This window comes from Luteolibacter ambystomatis (genome assembly GCF_018137965.1).
In the GTDB taxonomy this organism is placed as follows: Bacteria; Verrucomicrobiota; Verrucomicrobiia; order Verrucomicrobiales; family Akkermansiaceae; genus Luteolibacter; species Luteolibacter ambystomatis.
Map to the genome: position 1 here is coordinate 5,075,677 of NZ_CP073100.1, position 17,335 is coordinate 5,093,011.

The 17,335-nt window shown below is 61.3% G+C and carries 13 protein-coding genes; 6 read left to right on the forward strand and 7 right to left on the reverse strand.

Features of this window, described 5'->3' with window-relative positions:
* Window positions 1–159: 159 nt before the first annotated feature.
* Window positions 160–798: an outer membrane protein gene (locus tag KBB96_RS19895; RefSeq protein WP_211631244.1), complete on the reverse strand. Its 639-nt coding sequence runs from the start codon at window positions 796–798 to the stop codon at window positions 160–162.
* 94 nt (window positions 799–892) lie between these two features.
* Here KBB96_RS19895 and KBB96_RS19900 point away from each other — a divergent pair, with 94 nt between their 5' ends.
* Window positions 893–1,573 carry a hypothetical protein gene (locus KBB96_RS19900; RefSeq protein ID WP_211631245.1) on the forward strand — a complete coding sequence of 227 codons (681 nt, stop codon included), beginning with the start codon at window positions 893–895 and terminating at the stop codon, window positions 1,571–1,573.
* Window positions 1,574–1,658: 85 nt separating this feature from the next.
* Here KBB96_RS19900 and KBB96_RS19905 read toward each other — a convergent pair whose 3' ends face one another.
* Window positions 1,659–2,315: an outer membrane protein gene (locus KBB96_RS19905; protein ID WP_211631246.1), complete on the reverse strand. Its 657-nt coding sequence runs from the start codon at window positions 2,313–2,315 to the stop codon at window positions 1,659–1,661.
* A gap of 194 nt (window positions 2,316–2,509) precedes the next feature.
* Between KBB96_RS19905 and KBB96_RS19910 the strand changes: the two genes are divergently transcribed.
* On the forward strand, window positions 2,510–3,094 hold the full coding sequence (locus tag KBB96_RS19910) for a hypothetical protein (RefSeq protein WP_211631247.1): 585 nt from the start codon (window positions 2,510–2,512) through the stop codon (window positions 3,092–3,094).
* Between the two features lie 12 nt (window positions 3,095–3,106).
* On the opposite strand, the gene mutS is transcribed toward KBB96_RS19910, so the two are convergent.
* Window positions 3,107–5,584, reverse strand: a complete 2,478-nt coding sequence (gene mutS / locus KBB96_RS19915) for a DNA mismatch repair protein MutS (RefSeq protein WP_226373593.1) — start codon at window positions 5,582–5,584, stop codon at window positions 3,107–3,109.
* Window positions 5,585–5,689: 105 nt separating this feature from the next.
* On the opposite strand from mutS, the gene KBB96_RS19920 reads away from it, so the two are divergent.
* Window positions 5,690–6,112 carry a cytochrome b562 gene (locus KBB96_RS19920; RefSeq protein ID WP_211631248.1) on the forward strand — a complete coding sequence of 141 codons (423 nt, stop codon included), beginning with the start codon at window positions 5,690–5,692 and terminating at the stop codon, window positions 6,110–6,112.
* Between the two features lie 96 nt (window positions 6,113–6,208).
* Here KBB96_RS19920 and KBB96_RS19925 read toward each other — a convergent pair whose 3' ends face one another.
* The 4 genes from KBB96_RS19925 to KBB96_RS19940 form a co-directional block, all read right to left on the reverse strand.
* Window positions 6,209–7,081, reverse strand: coding sequence for a hypothetical protein (locus KBB96_RS19925; protein WP_211631249.1), 873 nt, complete (start codon window positions 7,079–7,081; stop codon window positions 6,209–6,211).
* Window positions 7,078–10,077 (reverse strand): hypothetical protein, encoded by a 3,000-nt coding sequence (locus KBB96_RS19930; protein ID WP_211631250.1) that lies wholly within the window; start codon window positions 10,075–10,077, stop codon window positions 7,078–7,080. The genes KBB96_RS19925 and KBB96_RS19930 overlap by 4 nt, the downstream gene beginning before the upstream one ends.
* Before the next feature lie 355 nt (window positions 10,078–10,432).
* Entirely contained in the window at window positions 10,433–11,098 is a 666-nt protein-coding gene (locus KBB96_RS19935) for a L,D-transpeptidase (RefSeq protein WP_211631251.1), read from the reverse strand.
* Between the two features lie 80 nt (window positions 11,099–11,178).
* Complete coding sequence (locus KBB96_RS19940; RefSeq protein WP_211631252.1) at window positions 11,179–13,665, reverse strand: glycoside hydrolase family 31 protein; 2,487 nt, start codon at window positions 13,663–13,665, stop codon at window positions 11,179–11,181.
* Between the two features lie 196 nt (window positions 13,666–13,861).
* Here KBB96_RS19940 and KBB96_RS19945 point away from each other — a divergent pair, with 196 nt between their 5' ends.
* From KBB96_RS19945 to KBB96_RS19955, 3 genes are all read left to right on the forward strand, one after another.
* Complete coding sequence (locus KBB96_RS19945; RefSeq protein WP_211631253.1) at window positions 13,862–15,154, forward strand: glycosyltransferase; 1,293 nt, start codon at window positions 13,862–13,864, stop codon at window positions 15,152–15,154.
* 39 nt (window positions 15,155–15,193) lie between these two features.
* Complete coding sequence (locus KBB96_RS19950) at window positions 15,194–16,417, forward strand: glycoside hydrolase family 57 protein (protein ID WP_211631254.1); 1,224 nt, start codon at window positions 15,194–15,196, stop codon at window positions 16,415–16,417.
* Window positions 16,418–16,577: 160 nt separating this feature from the next.
* Complete coding sequence (locus KBB96_RS19955) at window positions 16,578–17,300, forward strand: PEP-CTERM sorting domain-containing protein (protein ID WP_211631255.1); 723 nt, start codon at window positions 16,578–16,580, stop codon at window positions 17,298–17,300.
* The last annotated feature ends 35 nt before the right edge of the window (window positions 17,301–17,335 follow it).

Here is a 17,335-nt window from a genome sequence, read left to right on the forward strand (position 1 = left end):
GAACGGAGGAGAGGGGGTTCCCGGCAAGGATAAAGGGTGGGAGTGATGGCCTGCCGACACCGCGAATCCGGTCGATCCCAGCGGTCTGCCGGAGCCTCCAACGAAAAAGCCGCCCGTGGGTCACACGGACGGCCGTTTTCCTTGAGGTGAGAGTTGTCGTTAGAACTTGAAGCGCGCGCCAAGTTCGAGGAGCGCCTGGCTGTCGAAGTCGAGGTCGCTGCTGCCGAAAAGCAGAGGTGTGCTCGGGGCCTCGAAGTCCACATAGATCCAACGGGCGCCGCCGTAGATCTGGAAGTCTTTGTTCACGTTGTAAGCCAGACCGATGAAGGCCTGGGCGGCGAAGGAGGTGTCGCTCTCCTTGACCTGGGCGATGGTGGAGCGGGATTCGAACTCCGTGAATGCCACGCCGAGACCCGCACCGATGAAGACATTGAGGTTGTCGGTGATCGGCCGCTCGAACTTCACGTTCAGGGTGAGCGGGATGACCTGGAGCTCTTCATCGAAGTTCACGAATACCTGCCGCTGGAAGTCGACGAGGCGGTTCGCGCTCTTGTCGGTGTAGCCGAGTTCCAGATAGGTGGCCATGCACCATCCGCCGAGATTGACCGGCAGGTCCCGGCCGAACTGCAGGGTGTACATCGGCTCCTCGAAATCCAGCAGGTAACCGGCGCTGGCTCCGACGAACCAATCGCACAGACAGGAATCCTGCGGCGGCGGGATGGGAGCTTTGGACGAATGGACTTCCCCGGCCCAAACAGGACCGGCCAACGCGATAAGCATGGGGATGGCTTTTTTCATGACAAGTAGCACGTTAGGTGACGTGAGTGGCAGAAAGCAATTCCTTTCTTGAAAACGCCATGGCTTCCAACAGGATGCATATGCCATGAGTAACATGCCACCACCTCCGCCGCCCGCGCCTGTTCAGAAGAAAGGTCTCCCCACGATGGCTTGGGTCGGCATCGGCTGCGGGGGTATCGTCATCCTCGGAATCATCGCCGCGGTCTGCGTGACGATGTGGGGCATCGGCAAAGTCAAGGACATGGCCAAGAACCCTAGCAAGGCCTCTGCGGAACTGATGGTGCGAGCGAACAAGGACTTGGAAAAAGTTTCCGAGAACGACGCCACCGGTGAGATGACCATCCGGGTGAAGAGCACCGGCGAGCAGATGACTCTCAATTACGATGATCTCGCCAAGGGCAGGTTCACCTTCAAGGACAAGGATGGCAAAGTCGTGCAGTTCGGCGGCGGCGATCTGTCCAAGGTGCCTTCATGGGTGCCGCGCTACCCGGGTGTAACGGATGAAACCCTGCCGATGGTCGCGGAGGAATCCACCCAGAACACGGGCATGCTTTCCTTCACCACCAGGGATCCGCTGGAGGATGTGAAGACCTTCTACAAGGCGGAGGCGGACAAGCTCTCCCTCAACTCTTCATCGGATTCTTCATTCGATTTGAATGGCGAAAGGAACCTCGCCATTCATTTCAGCGGCGGGAAGCGTGAGATCACCGTCAATGCCTTCGGCAAAACCGGAGAACCCCTCAACGTGCAGGTGTTCTACGTGGAGAAGAAGTGATGTGATGGCGAGGACCATTCCCTAACGAAACAGCCCGCCATCACCGGCGGGCTGTTTGTTTTTCCAAAGGCTGGTGGAGGTGGATTCAGAACGTGAAGCGCGCGCCGAGGTCGAAGCTGAAGTCGCTGTCGAATTCCAGGTCAAGCCCGGCCGGGGCGCTGTTGTCGGCATCGACATAGAGCCAGCGGGCACCGCCGAAGATTTCGAAGTTCGGGCTGAAGTTGTAGATCAGTCCGGCGAAGACCTGGGCGGCGAACACGGTGTCATCCTGCGAGACATTGAGACTCGGCACCGGTCCCGGCGAGAAGATCGCTGTGGCGGAGAAGTCGGTGAATGCCACGCCGATACCCGCGCCGAAGTAGGCGTTGAGGTTGCCGGTCAGCGGACGCTCGAACTTCACGTTGAAGGTGAGCGGCATGACCTCCAGCTCGGCATTCAGCGGGGCACGCACCACCGCGACGACCACGTTCGGGTCGATGACCGAGGTGCTCTGGTCCTTGTCCGTGTAGCCGAGTTCCGCGAAGAGGGCGATGTCCCAGCCTCCGACCTTCCATGGGGTGTCCACACCGATGTGGCCGGTGTAGTAGGGCTCCTCGAAGTCGACGAGGTAACCGGCGCTGCCGCCGATGAACCAATGCCAGAGATCCGGCTCCTGTGGCGGCGGGATCGGGGCTTTCGATGAGGGGCCGGCCCATGCGGAGCCGGTCAGTGCCAATGCGAGTGCAAGGGATTTCTTAATCATAGCATGCCTAACATAGAGCGAGTTGGGAAAACAGATCAATCATCAAATGGTTCCGTTAAACTCACGATTCGCTTCTTTCTTGAGGCAGGGATTCTCCTGTGGAAAATAGCGTGACGGTGTAGTCCCTCCCAATTCGTAAGATGCAGCCCAAACGTCGGAACAGGTTGGCAATCGTTCGTAGTTTTATCCTTACCATGTTCGCGTGTTCGCTGTTCGGCTGCGGGACATGGATGCTGATTGCCCGAAGTGAGGTTAACAGCCATGCGTCGAAACGCGCCGCAGAGGTGATGATGCGGTTTAATGCCGATCTGGAAAAAATATCGGAGAACAATTGGACCGAACGGATGAAGATCCGGATCAAAAGCCGCAACGAGGTGGCCAGCGTCAGTTATGATGATCTCGCCTTGGGTAGGATCATCCCAAGCGACAAGGATGGCGGCGCGGTTCCGTACTGGGCTGGCGAACTTTCACAGCTTCCGAACTGGGTGCCTCGTTTTTCCCCTGCGGCGGGAGAAATGGCGCTGCTGCAGAGCAGCGGAATTGGCGGGATCTCCGGCGCGTTCACGTTCACCACGTCATCGACTCCCGAGGAAGTGGTGAATTTCTACCGAGCGAGTGCTGATTATCCTTCTTCCTCTTTCTTCTCTTCGGGGGCATCCCCCGCAACCTGCCGGATATCTGCGACCTGCAGTATCCAGCGGCGGGTGATGAACCTGGAGGTGAGCGGAAAGGGCGGGAAACCGACGCTGGTCCAGATAATCTACAAGGAGTCACAGTGATGTGACGTGGCCTCAGAACTGCCCGAACAAATCCATCTGCGGCGGATTCGCCGAAGGCATGTCGGTGGTCTGGCGGGTGTTCTTCGCCTTCGGGCCGCGGGCCTTGGCTTCCGGCTTCACCGAGTGGAGCTCGAGGTGGGAAAGAATCGCCTTGGCGCGTTCCAGCACCGGCTTCGGCAGGCCCGCAAGCCGCGCGACCTGGATGCCATAACTCTTGTCTGCGGCTCCGGGCAGGATCTTGCGCAGGAAGATGATCTCATCATTCCACTCGCGCACGGCCACGTTGAAGTTCGCCACCGCCGGACGCGTCGCTTCCAGATCGGTGAGTTCGTGGTAGTGCGTGGCGAAGAGCGTGCGGCAGCCGGTGATGTCGTGCAGGTGCTCCGCCACCGCCCAGGCGATCGAGAGACCATCGAAGGTGGCGGTGCCACGGCCGATCTCATCCAGGATCACCAACGAGCGTTCGGTGGCGTGGTTGAGAATGAGTGCGGTCTCGTTCATCTCGACCATGAAGGTCGATTGGCCGCGGGAGAGATCATCGGACGCGCCGACACGGCAGAACACGCGGTCCACCAGGCCGACCACCGCGCTTTCCGCGGGCACATACGCGCCGATCTGCGCCATCACCGCGATGAGCGCGACCTGGCGGATGTAGGTGGATTTACCGGCCATGTTCGGGCCGGTGAGGATCTGGAGGCGGGAATCCTCCGGCTCCATGGTGGTGTCGTTCGGAACGAATTTCTCGCCCTGCAAGGTTTGGTCGAGCACCGGGTGGCGGCCATTGACGATCACGAGGCGACCGGATTCCTCCAGCACCGGGCGGCAGTGGCGGTGGAGCTGCGCCGTTTCCGCGAGCGCACAGAGCACGTCGATCTCACCGATCGCAGCGGCGGTCTGCTGGAGCGCGTCGAGGTGGGTGACGACCTGTTTCCGCAGATCGAGGAAGAGTTCGTATTCGAGCTGCTTCGAGCGTTCCTCGGAGCCGAGCACCTTGTGCTCCATGTCCTTCAGGCCGGGCGTGATGTAACGCTCGGCATTGGCCATGGTCTGCTTGCGGGTGTAGTCGTCCGGAACCTTCGCGAGGTGGGTGGTGGTGATCTCGATGAAGTAGCCGAAGACGTTGTTGAACTTGATCTTCAGCGAATCGATTCCCGTGCGCTGGCGCTCCTCCTCTTGCATCCGGGCGATGAAGCCCTTGCCGTCGCGTGAGATCGCGCGCAGTTCATCGAGTTCCGGCGACCAGCCATCGCGGATCATGCCACCTTCCTTGAGATTGGCGGGCGGTTCCTCCGCCAGAGCGGTTTCCAACAGCCGCGTGAGATCGGTGAAATCGTGCAGACGGCTGGCGAGCTGCGGCTGGGAGAGATTCGAAACATCCTCCCGCAGCGCGGGCACATGGCCGAGTGAAACGCCGAGTGCGGAGAGATCGCGGGCATTGCCGGACCCTTGGGCGAGGCGGCCGGTGGTGCGCTCGATGTCGCGGATGCCCTTGAGCGATTCGCGGCACTTCGAGAGCAGGTAGGGCTCTGCCAGAAACGCGGCGATGCAGTCCTGGCGCGCCATCAGCGTCTCACGCTCGCGCAGCGGGTGAAGGATCCAGTCGCGCAGCAGGCGCGCGCCCATCGGCGTGGCGGTGCGGTCGAGCGAACCGAGCAGCGTGTGCGCCTTGCCGGAGCGGGATTCCACCAGGTCGAGGTTCCGCTGCGAGGCGGCATCGATCAACACGTGGCACGCGGACTCGCGCACCCGCAGGTTGCGGATGTGGTCGCAGGAGCGGCGGAGCTGGTGGATCAGGTAGTGCAGCACCGCGCCCGCCGCACCGGTGGCGGCATGAAGGCCGGAGCAACCGTAACCGTCCAGCGAGTGGACGTTGAAATGATCGCGCAGGAACTGCCCGGCGTGATCCGGCAGGAAGGCGTAGCCGTCATAGGGCAGCGAGTTCGCCAGGCCGGGGAATTCGGAAAGCTGGTGGTCCGGGATCAGCAGTTCGGACGCCTGGATGCGCGCCAGTTCATCGGCGAGCTGGCCGCCGTCATCGAACTCGGCGAGGGTGAATTCCCCGGTGGTGTGGTCCACGCAGGCGAGGCCGGATTTTTTCCCTTGGCGGAAAACGGCGGCGAGATAGTTCGGCCGCTGGTCGTCCAGCAGGCTGAGATTGTCGATCGAGCCGGCGGTGAGGATGCGGGTGATCTCGCGCTCGACCAGCTTGCCGGGCTTCGGATCGGAGGTCTGTTCGGCGATGGCGACACGCTTCCCGGCCTTCAGCAGGCGGGCCATGTAGCCCTCCGCCGCGTGGTAGGGCACGCCGCACATCGGCGTGGTGTGGCGCTTGGTCAGGGCGACGTTCAGGATCGGCGCGGCGACCTTGGCGTCCTCGAAGAACATCTCGTAGAAATCCCCGAGGCGGTACATCAGCAGGACATCCGCCGGCAGGGTGCGCCGCATGGCCTGGTACTGGGCCATCATCGGAGTAAGGGAGTCGCCGGACATCGGGCGAAGCCTCCCGGTCCGGCCCGCATCAGGCAAGAGGGAACCGCTCCCACCGCACGCATTTTCGGATGGGCAAACGCCCGCCTTGCGTGCAAATGACAGCCGATGAAACTCCACGCGATCTGCGCAACCATCGCTGCCGCCGTTCTGTCCCTCCACACCGCCCGAGCCGAAGAAAAGCCCGAAACCGAGCTCGGCAAGCAGATGGAGGCCGCCAACGACGCCCTCAAGGCCATGAAGAAGGAGACCGACCCGGTCAAGGGTGCGGCTCTCGCCCGTCAGGTCGAAGCCGCTCTGGTCAAGAGCCTGTCCGAAGTCCCCTCCACCCTTGAGAAAACTCCGGAGCCGGAGAAGTCCAAGGCGCTCGCCAACTACCGCACCCTCATCGCCAAGACCTACGTCACCGTCAGCCAGATCGAGGAAGCCTACCTCGCCAACGATCTGGAGAAGGTGAAGACGCTTTCCGAAGCCCTCCGCCCGGACAAGAAGGAAGGCCACGAGAAATACAAGCCGAAGGACGAACATTGATCGCCCGCTGTCACGGTTGATTCTTTCCAAACAAAAAACCCCGGACGAGCGATCGTCCGGGGTTTTGTTTTGGAAAAGGGAATCGGGTGGAGGTTGTCAGGCGGGAGTCGTCCGTTTGCGGAAGGCCAGCCATCCTCCTAACAGCGCGAGGAGAGCCGCGACACCCGCCGCGATCCTGGGCCACAGGGATTTTTCCGGAGCAACTGCCGTGACATTGCCGTCTGCTGGACTTGCGGCTTTTGCGCCTGTTCCGGTTTGGCCTCTGGAACTTGGATGATCCGCCTCCGGTTTGTCCGTTGCCGGGCCGCTGAGGCTATAGGCGATCGGAGAGCCCTTGAAGCGGAAGGTGCGGGTTCCGGCCTTCACCTGCTGATACCAGAGCCGCCAGGCATCGAGCGCGGAATCGGAAGATGGATTGAGTTTTGCATCATACGGAGGTTTGTCGATGAGCACGGCGAGGGATTTGGCAGCATAGCGGCAGTTCGCATGAGGCAAACGCGAATCACGAACCGGATCGTCGTTGTATTGCTTTCCTCTTTCATCGAAGAGCAGTTCGCCCAGAACCTTCACCGTTTCGGGACTGGGAAGTTGTTGGAGGGTTTCGTATTGCCACCAGCGTTCTGTAGAGTGATATGTGCTTGTCCCTGCTAGTTCGGCTTCGGTGATCGTCCTGATCATGTTGCCAAAATATTCTGCGTGTCCGGGCCGAGAAATCAGCGCATCTTTCGCCGCATGATAAACGGGTCGCGATCCTGTTTCCAAGTTCCAAGATGCGGAGGTTTGGAGCACCCATTTTCCTAATTTTGGGAATGCTTGGCTATCGGGTGCGCCGTTCAAATCTTGGATTGCTTGAAGCATTTTATTCTCCCATGCAGCATACTCTGTTGGGTTCGTCGGGAGATCTGCGTTTGCTTTGGAAAATGATAATATAATCGCAAGGACAATGAGCGACTTTAAAAGTGATTTCATGGTTGTGGGGAATCCAAGTTCGCCTTCATCCATACCTCCGCGGCATCCCATTCCGCTTTCACGATCTGCCGACGTTGGGTGATAGGATCTGTTATATCCATGCCAGTGTGCATGAGCCTCTTGGTCTTATCCGTCAGGGGCAGAGGAGCGACGCCAGATTCTTCATTTGGATGGCCTTTGCCGATCATGACATGTCCGATTTCGTGAGCGAGCGTGCTCAGGAAAGCTGGAAGCGGCTTTGCGGGAGGCAAGGAGTCGGTACCAATCCAACAGGCTTTTAACTCCTGGCTTGAAATACCCGCCAAGGGAAACCCGCCTGAGATGACGCCCTGGGAATTCACACCCCACGGCCACAAACCTCCGGCTCCGCCTACCACGTAGACGTTGATTTTTCCTCCATTCCGCCCGTTGGAGATGGCGGTTTGTTCGGTGGTGGGATTGTCATCGACATCAAACATCCCGTTGCGAGGAGTGACGACCGAGTTGGGATTGTTCGGATCGGGTGGTGGCAGATTCGCTCCGGCATTGTCGGCGATGTCGTAGTCCACATTCTCAGGAGCGTGGAAGGACACGTTGACTGTGAGATTCAACTGCGGCTTGAAGATGGCGTTCAGGAATGTCTCGATTTCCTGCTTCGACGGGAGCGCCGGGCAGGGAACCACTGCCGTGCCGGGAGTGGCCCTGTTGATCGGCCAGAACATTACATTCAGGGTACGGGCCTTCATGATCTTCGCCCGCAGTGGCACCGAGGTGGACTCCACGTTGCCGATCTTGATCTTGACCGGGACGCTGGTGCCGTCCGCGGAAGCTGGAGCGGAGAGCGTCAGCAACTGGTTGCTGGAAGATACCGTCTGTGGATCGGTCGTGATGACATCGCTTCCGAAGATGGCCGGTGTTTGTGAATGGAGAGGGCTTTTGAGCCGGATCACCGATTGTCCACCGGCCGGGACCATGACCCAGAATTCCTTTTTATTTCCGACCGCCATGGCGGCATTGGCCGCGGCACTCCCCATGGTGATCTTCTCTGCGGTCAGCGATACGTCATCCAGCCCTGTGAAGGGCTGGTCATCCTCCAGAAACAACGGCAGGCCGACCGCCGATTCCAGCAAGGGCCCGCCCTGATAACCTTGATAGCGATTCAACAGCGTCCAGCCGCCGGAGGTGGTCTCCATGGCACCGCAAGAGGGCCGGTCATGCCAGATCTCCGGCATGCCGGGTGTGAGATCGTCCAGGAAGACGAGCTTTCCATTGTGCCAGAGAGCGGATCTGCCCTCGACCGCGAATCCCCCGTTCGCGGAGAAACCCACGAAGGAATTCGTCATGGATTTCGCCTCCTGCCAACTCCCATCCTTGAGGATGAGGGGACGACTTGCGGAGGACAGCGCGATCAAATTGCCGGACGGAAGCCGGGCCATGCGCTGGTAAGGCGCCGGGAAATGATGGCCGCCGACATACGGGCCCGGCTCGCCGGGGACCCAGCCCCAGGGCGAGCCGTCCGGCGCGACATAGAGATCGGTCGCCGCCGCCGCCGCTCCTTTGGTGAAGGTCGCGCCTCCGGTGACTTTCCACCGGTTGAAGACTCTTTTCCCGTCCTGGCCGGTGACCGGTATCAGGCGGGTGATGCCGGTTTGCGGGTCGGGGAGATAGCGGGCGGGAGTGGCGACGAACTGCCGGCTGCCATCGGGCTGCAGCGTGACCAGATTGCCCGCATTGACCGGCGTTGGAATGAACCGCTCGTCGGGATGGAGATAGTCGTCGCCGGCGGTGGCTGCGGTGGGAGGTCCTCCGCCGGGTGGCCAGGTGACCACACAGGAACCGTCATCCGCGATCTTCCCCTGTCCATAGATGACGCCATGGTCGTCCATCGCGGAGGCGATGCAGTTCGAAACATTTCCTCCCGCGGGCTCCAGGGCCTTCATTTCTCCTCCGGTCCACAGCTTGTTGGGGGAGAGCAGCACCTCGCCACGATTGTTGATCTGCAGGGGGATTTCGTTTCCGGATCCCGGAGCTGGAAGCGGGAAGGTGGCGTAGCGGAAGACCGGCGTTTTCGCCCAATCGATGAGCGGGTCTTTCGTGTCCGCATCTTCGTCATCCGCGATATTGTCACCATCACTGCTGCGCTGGGCCCCATCCGGAATGCCATCCCTGTCCGAATCGGCATCGAGCGGGTTCGCCGCCGGGCCTCCCACGGTATTGGTGCCCGCTGCCGCCGCGAATATCTGCTGGTACTCCATCCAGTCCGGCGTGCCATCGGAATCGCTGTCGAGGCCCCAATCGCAACGGACCCTGTAGAAGCGGCGCTCTCCCGGAGCGGGAGGGGTGGTGGTCGGGGATTGGTTGCGGGTGATGGAGGCCAGCACGTCCGCGTTCATCTCCGGGAAGGCCGTTTCGAAGGCTGCCAGCATGGCGGCATCCTGCACGGTTGCCATCGGGTTCGCGGCTGGCACCGGCGCGGGCTGGTCCGGGTGGGAAATCAGAAAATACCAGCCACTGAACTGCCGGGCATAGAGAGGAACTTCCGACCAACCGGCCGCGGGCTCCAGCGCGGGAAGGGACCAGACCATCGGACGGCCGTCATCCAGGGATTGCCACGACAGCACGATCCCTCCGCCGGTGGCGGCGGGCTGCATGAGCAACTGGGCCATGACCGGCCGTGGTCCGGGTGCGGGTGGGGCGGAAGGAGGGATGGGCGCGGCAGGCTCGGGAGGGGCCTGCCGCATCAGGACGGTCTGCTGCTGGCCCGCGCCGGGGATGGACTCGACCCATTCCCAGGAATCCAGATCACTGCTGGTCTCGATGGAGTATCCGAGGCCGAGGCGGGCTTGGAATGTGAAGCCATGCCAGCGTGAGCCGTCATTGCAGGTGATGAGGCCGGGGTGGAGTATGGGAGGATTGCCCGGCAGGCTCTCGTCATTGGCGGGCGGGCTTTGGGCCCACACGGAAACCGGTGATAGCAGGACCGCCCACATCAACCACAGCAGGGTGGAGGTTTTCATGGTGTAAAAGAGGAAGGGAACGATTTCCTCCAGGTGGACGGGGAGTGATAAAGCCGCACGAAGACGACCGCGAGGGCCTTTAGCCATCTCCGAAGAGATGACCTGGACATACGCCACCGCCTCCCCGGCCGTTTGGTCGGGTTGGCGGCATCGTTTCGGTCGATGCCGACCGCTTCGTGAGAGGTTTATCAGGCCTCATCCGCCGGGAGGCAGACGAGATGAGTCAAACGAGGGCACGGCGGAAAGACAAGGATCAAGTTGTCATGTGATCCCCTTCACGAAAAAACCCCGGACGATCGCTCGTCCGGGGTTTTGTTTTGGAAAGGGGAATCGAAAAAGGGAATCGGGTGGAGGATCAGTCCTCGACCTTCACCGAGGTGCCGACCTTCACCTTCGAATAGACGATCGGCATCACCGCGCTGGGGCCGCGCACGCAGGCGTGGGAGGCGGGGCGGCGGCGGACCGGACCGATGTGGTGGCCCACGCCATCCCAGGTCAGGCGCATCCAGTAGCGCATTTCCGCGCCTTCGAAGCGGCCGCCTTCCGGGATCGCATCGAGTTGCACATCGGCATTGCCATTGGTCACTTCACCGGCGGCGTCGAGAATCTTGCCGTAGCGGTTGGAGCGCTTGTCCACGACCTTCTCCAGGATATTGTAGCTTCCCGGAGGTGTGGGGCGGCTCGGGATGCCGGAGCAGACCGGATAGTCGATCGCCACGTCTTCACCGTTCATGAGGTAGCCGCGCTGCTTCGACAGCGAGATGAGGACGCGGGAATTGGAGTCATTGGTGCGGGAGAGCACTTCCTCGTTCTTCCACACGCCCTTCCACGCGTCCTTGGTGTTCGGGTTTTTCAGCTCCGCCTGGAAGTATTCGTAGGTTCCCGGCTTGTTGGGGTTCACCCACTTGCCTGAGGCATCGGTCGTGGGCTGCTGGGTTTTGGAGGCCTGGTTGGCACAACTGGAGAGAAACACGACGGCCAGGGCTGCGGCGGCGGTCGTGAGGAATTTGGCTGGATTCATGAGAGGTGGCTGGGGCGGGGAGCCATACGGGATTTCCCCGGCGTTGGCAATGCCCGGATACGGCGGTTAGAAAATGACGCTCAGACGGTTGCGGCGGTTTCCGTTTCTGCCGCCGGTTCGGGGACCACGCCAGCCTTCCAGACGGCCATGAGGGCCTTGAATCCATGCGGCAGAACCGCGACCGGATTGCCGTCTTCATCGGGTGCGGTGGGGATGGTGGTGCCGTCCGCCTGGACGGTGAGGGCCTCCCAGCCTTTCGGCAGGCCGCGGAGCACGAGACGGATTTTCGAGTATCCGGGCGTCCACGAGCCGGTCCACTGGCGGGTCAAGTGCAGGCTGGTGGGCGAGCCTTCCAGGGTGATGGTGGAGTCACGGTAAACGCCTTCCTTCCACGCCTGGCCATCGCCATCGTCCTCGTACCAGCGGCTGGTCTCGGTGCCGTTTTTCCACCATGCCCGCAGCTCCGGCTCGGGGTGGGGGATCTCGCCCACGTATTGCTGGAGCGGCCAATGCGGCAGGACCGCGCCGGCGTGGACGAAGACCGGGATGCGGTCGATCGGGCAATCGACCCAGATGTCCTTGCGGACGGACTTCGGCTTGGCGTCGTCGTAGTAGGAGAACCAGTCGCCGTCCGGAAGGTAGAGGAAGCGGCCTTCCTCGCTCTCGCGGGTCATGGGGATGACCAGCAGGTGATCTCCGAAGAAAAACTCGGTGCTGCGCCAGTAGGCGTCCGGATCGCGGTGGGCCACCAGCGGCATCGGCCGCAGCATCGGGGTGCCGTCGGACACGTATTGCCAGAAGGTGCTGTAGATCACCGGCAGCAGGCGGTAGCGCATTTCGATGGCCTGCTTGACCAGGCTGGTCGTGTCCTCACCGAACGACCATGGCTCCTGATCGCCGTGGTCGCCGGAGGAGTGGGTGCGGAAGAACGGATGGAAGACCGCCATCTGCACCCAGCGGAGGTAAAGCTCCGGCGTGGGGGTCTCGATGAAGCCGCCGACATCCGAGCCGATGAACGACATGCCGGAGATGGCCAGGCGCTGGCATTGCAGGCTGGCGATGTGGAGGTGCTCCCACGAGGCGACATTGTCCCCGGTCCACGCGCAGGCGTGGCGCTGGGTGCCGGCGTAGGCGGAGCGGGTGATGGAAAAGGTGCGCTTGCCATCGCCGAAGCGGCGCAGGCCTTCCTGCGTGGCGCGGACCATCTGCATGCCGTAGACGTTGTGGGCCTTGCGGTGCGAGCAGGGGTGGCCGTCGTAATCGTGGCGAATATCGTGGGAGAAGGTGCCGTCTTCGAAGACCGCGGGCTCGTTCATGTCATTCCACACGCCGCGCACGCCGATGTCCCCGACCAGTTCCTTGAACTGCTCCGCCCACCACTCGCGCACGTCCGGGCGGGTGAAGTCCGGGAAATGGCACAGACCCGGCCACACCGAGCCCTTGGCCAGATTGCCATCCTGACGGCGGCAGAACATGTCCTTTTCGATGCCTTCCCGCCACACGGAGTATTCCGGGTCGATCTTCAGGCCGGGGTCGATGATGACCACGGTCTTGAAGCCGTCTTTCTCCAGATCGGCGACCATGCCCTTCGGGTCCGGGAAACGCTCGGCATCCCAGGTGAAGCAGCGGTAGCCATCCATGTAGTCGATATCCAGATAGAGCGCGTCGCAGGGGATCTGCCGGTCGCGGAAGCCCTTGCCGATCGCGCGGAACACCGCGTCCGGATAGTAGCTCCACTTGCACTGGTGATAGCCGAGCGCCCACAGCGGCGGCATGCCGGGCCGGCCGGTCAGACGGGTGTAGGCCCGGGTGACGTCCAGAGGCGTTTCACCGTGGAAGAAATAGTAGTTCATTTCCCCACCCTCGGCGGAGAAGGCGGTACGGTTCGGCTGCTCCGCGCCGAAGTCGAAGCGGCTGCGGAAGGTATTGTCGAAAAAGATCCCGTAGGTGCCGCCGCGGTGCATCCCGATGTAGAACGGGATGTTCTTGTAGAGCGGATCACTGTCCGGGCCGAAGGCGTAGGTGTCGCTGCCCCACAGGTCGAACCGGCGGCCGCGCAGGTTCAGGTCGCAGGACTTGTCGCCCAGACCATAGAAATGTTCCCCGGGCTGGTAGGTTTTCATCATCTTCACCACCTCGCCGCCGAAGGTCTTGTTATCCTGCCAGTGGAACCCCTTGTCATCCTGACAAAGAGGTTTTCCGGTTTTGGCATCGGAGATAGTGGTTTTGAGGCCGTTGCGAGATACACGAATGGATAATGCAGCCGTGCGGATTGCCACTCCGTCGCCGAATTCCACAACCTCATGCGAGGGTGGTTCAGGATGAAAATCCGGATCCACCGCGTAGGAGAAATCGCTCTCGAAGCGGCCTTCCGGACTGAAGCGGAAACGCACCATGCCCGCCTCGATCACTTGGATGCGCAGCAGCACCTGATTGTCCGTCAAGAGGTCAACCACCCCCTCCGAAGGTCGGGAGATGGTCCGGATCGTGCCGGGAAAAAGATCGGCCCACCCCTCGGAGGGGCGGTGCTTTTCCATGTAGTTGCCGGAGAATTCGTCGGAAGCCATGTGATGAGATCAGCAGGAACATTTAACCGGTTAGCGTCCGGCGTGCCAAGCTTGCGATTTCAACACCTGTGACGACTCCGGCACCTGTTGTGTGACGATCCTTTCTCGACATTGGCCCGCCGTTTGCTTTGGCTTGGGGCGATCATCCGTGCGCCTGAAAATCAACGAAATGTGCTCCGGTTTGATCTACCTCCATATGAAGCGGTTGCGTGTTTTGAAGTTGGGTTGGGAATTTCCTCCATTGATCAACGGAGGGTTGGGGATCGCTTGTCTCGGGCTGTCGAGGGCGCTTTCCAAGCATGTGGACCTCCGGGTGGTGGTGCCTCGCACGGCGCCGGAAGACCACTTCGACGGGTTTACGCTGACCGGCTTGAACAACCTCCGCGTGGAGGACTTGCAGTCGGTGGAAGGCCGCTACCGGTACGAGAGTTTCGCGAAGGTGCAACGCGTGCCGGTCCACCTCGATCCGTATGAGGACGGCGAGACAACGCTGGAAACCCTGGAGCACATCCCGGGCGGGGAGATCCGTTTCTCCCAGACCACCCGCCGCCAGCTTGAGCAATTCAAGATGGGGGAGTTATACGGGGAAGATTTGGGTAACAAGGTGATCGAGTTTTCAAAAATCGCCGCGAAGCTCGCTCTTCAAGATACGTTCGACGTGGTTCATGCCCATGACTGGATGACATTTCTCGCCGGGGTGGAGGTGAAGAAGGCGACCGGCAAGCCGCTGGTCATCCACGTCCACGCCTCCCAATACGACCGCGCCGGTGCCGACGCCCGCGGCTGGATCTACGACATCGAGAAATACGGCATGGAGGAGGCCGACCGGATCATCCCGGTCAGCAACTACACCGGTCAGGTCGTAACCGGCCACTACGGTATCGATCCCTCCAAGGTGCGCGCCGTCCACAATGGCGCGGATCCCGTCGAGGTCTTTTCCACCCACAAGAAATTCCCGGAAAAGCTGGTGCTTTTCCTCGGCCGCCTCACCGCGCAGAAGGGCCCGGAGTTCTTCCTCGAAATCGCCGCCAAGGTGCTGGCTGTGAACAAGGACGTGCGCTTTGTGGTTGCGGGCACCGGTGAAAAGCTGCGCCCGCTGATCGAAACCGGAGCCTTCCATGGTCTCGGTGGCCACTTCCACTTCACCGGCTTCCTGAACAAGGAGAAGGTGAACGAACTGCTCTCGATGACGGATGTCTATTGCATGCCGTCCGTGTCCGAGCCCTTCGGCCTCTCCGCTCTGGAAGCGGCCCAGTTCGGCATTCCCGCGGTCATTTCGAAGCAGTCCGGCGTCGCCGAAGTGCTGAAAGGCGCGCTGAAGGCCGACTTCTGGGACGTGGACCTGATGGCGAAGCACATTATCGACCTGATCACGGATGACGAACTCCGCGAAAAGGTCGTCGAACAGGCGAAGCGCGACATCGAGGCCTCCACCTGGGATGCCGCTGCCGAGAAAGTTGTCGATATCTACCGGGAACTCGTTCCTTGACCCCGCGGGCGTCCGCCCCATGCTCTCCAGTTCCCCCAAATGCCCGACGTTTGCCTCTACTTCCAGGTTCACCAACCGAACCGGCTCATTCCGTACGATTTCTTCCGGATCGGCGAGCACGCCTTCTATGAGGACGATCTGCTCAATGCCCGCATTCTCTCGAAGGTGGCGGAAAAGTGCTACCTGCCCGCGAACCGCATGTTCAAGCGCCTCATCGAGGAGAACGAGGGCCGGTTCCGCATGGCGCTGTCAATCAGTGGCACGGTGATCGAGCAGATGCAGCACCATCGCCCGGACGTCCTCGAGTCCTTCCAGGAGCTCGTGGCCACCGGCGGTGTGGAGCTGCTGGCGGAGACCTATTACCACTCGCTGGCCATCGTCCACTCGCGCAAGGAATTCGAGCGCCAGGTGGAGAAGCATCTCGAATTGCTGGAAGAGGTGTTCTCCGTGCGCCCGCGCGTGTTCCGGAATACCGAGCTCATCTACAACAATGCCATCGCCGCGCAGGCGGAGACGATGGGCTTCGATGGCATCCTCGGCGAGGGTGTGGAATGGGTGCTCAACGGCCAGTCTCCGAACTACCTCTACCGTGCGCCCCACGTCACGCGGCTCAAGACACTGCTGCGGAATCCCGGGCTCTCCGATGACCTCGGTTTCCGGTTCTCCGACAAGAACTGGACCGAATACCCGCTTTCTCCGGAGAGCTTCGCGAGCTGGCTGGCGAAGTCGAAGGGCGATGTCGTGAACTTGTTCATGGATTATGAGACCATTGGCGAGCACCAGTGGGAGGACACCGGCATTTTCGATTTCTGGGAAAAACTTCCCGAGACGCTGCTGGATCTCGGCGGCCAGTGGATCACGCCTTCCGAGGCGGTCGATCTGCACCGCGCGTCCCGCGAGTATGACTGCCATTGGCCGACTTCGTGGGCGGATGCCGAGCGCGACCTCACCGCATGGATGGGGAACGTGATGCAGCAGGAGGCGATCGCGAAGATCCACCGTCTGGAGGAAGAGGTGCTGGCGGCGAAGGATGCGGATCTTTCCCACGTCTGGGCGAAGCTCCAGACTTCCGACCACTTCTACTGGATGTCCACCAAGGGCGGCACCGATGGCGGGGTTCACTCGTATTTCTCGCCCTACGGCGGTCCGTATGATGGATACATTTATTTCATGAATGCCCTCGCCGATCTCCAGATCCGGCTGAAGCGGTTGAAGGAAATGGACGGCTCCAAACCAGCCGTCATCCTCTCGCCTGGATCATGAGCGGAGAAGGCTTCCTGCAGCCTGTTTCCCTGCGGGTCTGGATTGGACCACGAGGGTTTTTCAATTCCCTCCTGAAAAATCCGTAATACCCGGTCGGTTCCGGTCATGGGCCATGCAACGGGTGCGCCACTACGGCGTGTCCCGGTTGCATTGCCAATCCATGAAAATCCTCGCCCCCTTGTTTCTCGCCCTCGTGGCTCCGGCCGGAGCCGCGGTATTGATCAGCACCACCTTCACCGGTGTCACCAGTCCCAGCAGTTCCGTTCTGAACAACATCTCCTGGACCGGTGATTCCCACCTCGGTGGAGCGTCCTCCACCACCGTGTCCGGTGCCCCCAATTATTTTGCCACACCGCTTTCCAACGGCCGGGTGGTGCCGAACGTCAATGTCCAGAATGCCACCGGCACCGCCCCCTTCGCGGTGTGGACCATGGATTTCACGGTCAACTACACTCTCAGCAATGCGGGAGATTCGTTGACGCTGGCGACGGTCGATCTGACCGGGTTCGCCTATAATTCCGGGGCAGTCATTCAGACGGCCGCACGGACCACCGCCTTCTCCGCGAGCATTCTGAATTCCTCGCTGACCACGACTTTCGCCACCGGCTCGCTGCAGCAATCCATCGCGGCGAATGCAGCCAATGGCGCGGCGTTTTCGATCATCCTTGCCGGGGATACGTCGCTGGATGCCACGGATCTCGGCGGCACCACCGGCTCCTTCGTGCTGCGCATCTCGGGCGTCAAACCGACGGTGACGGAAGGCGGTTCCTATGATGGGATCGACAACCTGGCCCTCAATGGCAGCTACGTCGCCGTTCCCGAGCCATCCGCTGCGTTGCTGGGAGCATTCGGGGTCATCGGCTTGCTGCGCCGCCGCCGCTGATCTGCTTCCGACCGTGATTCACATGAGGCGGGGGC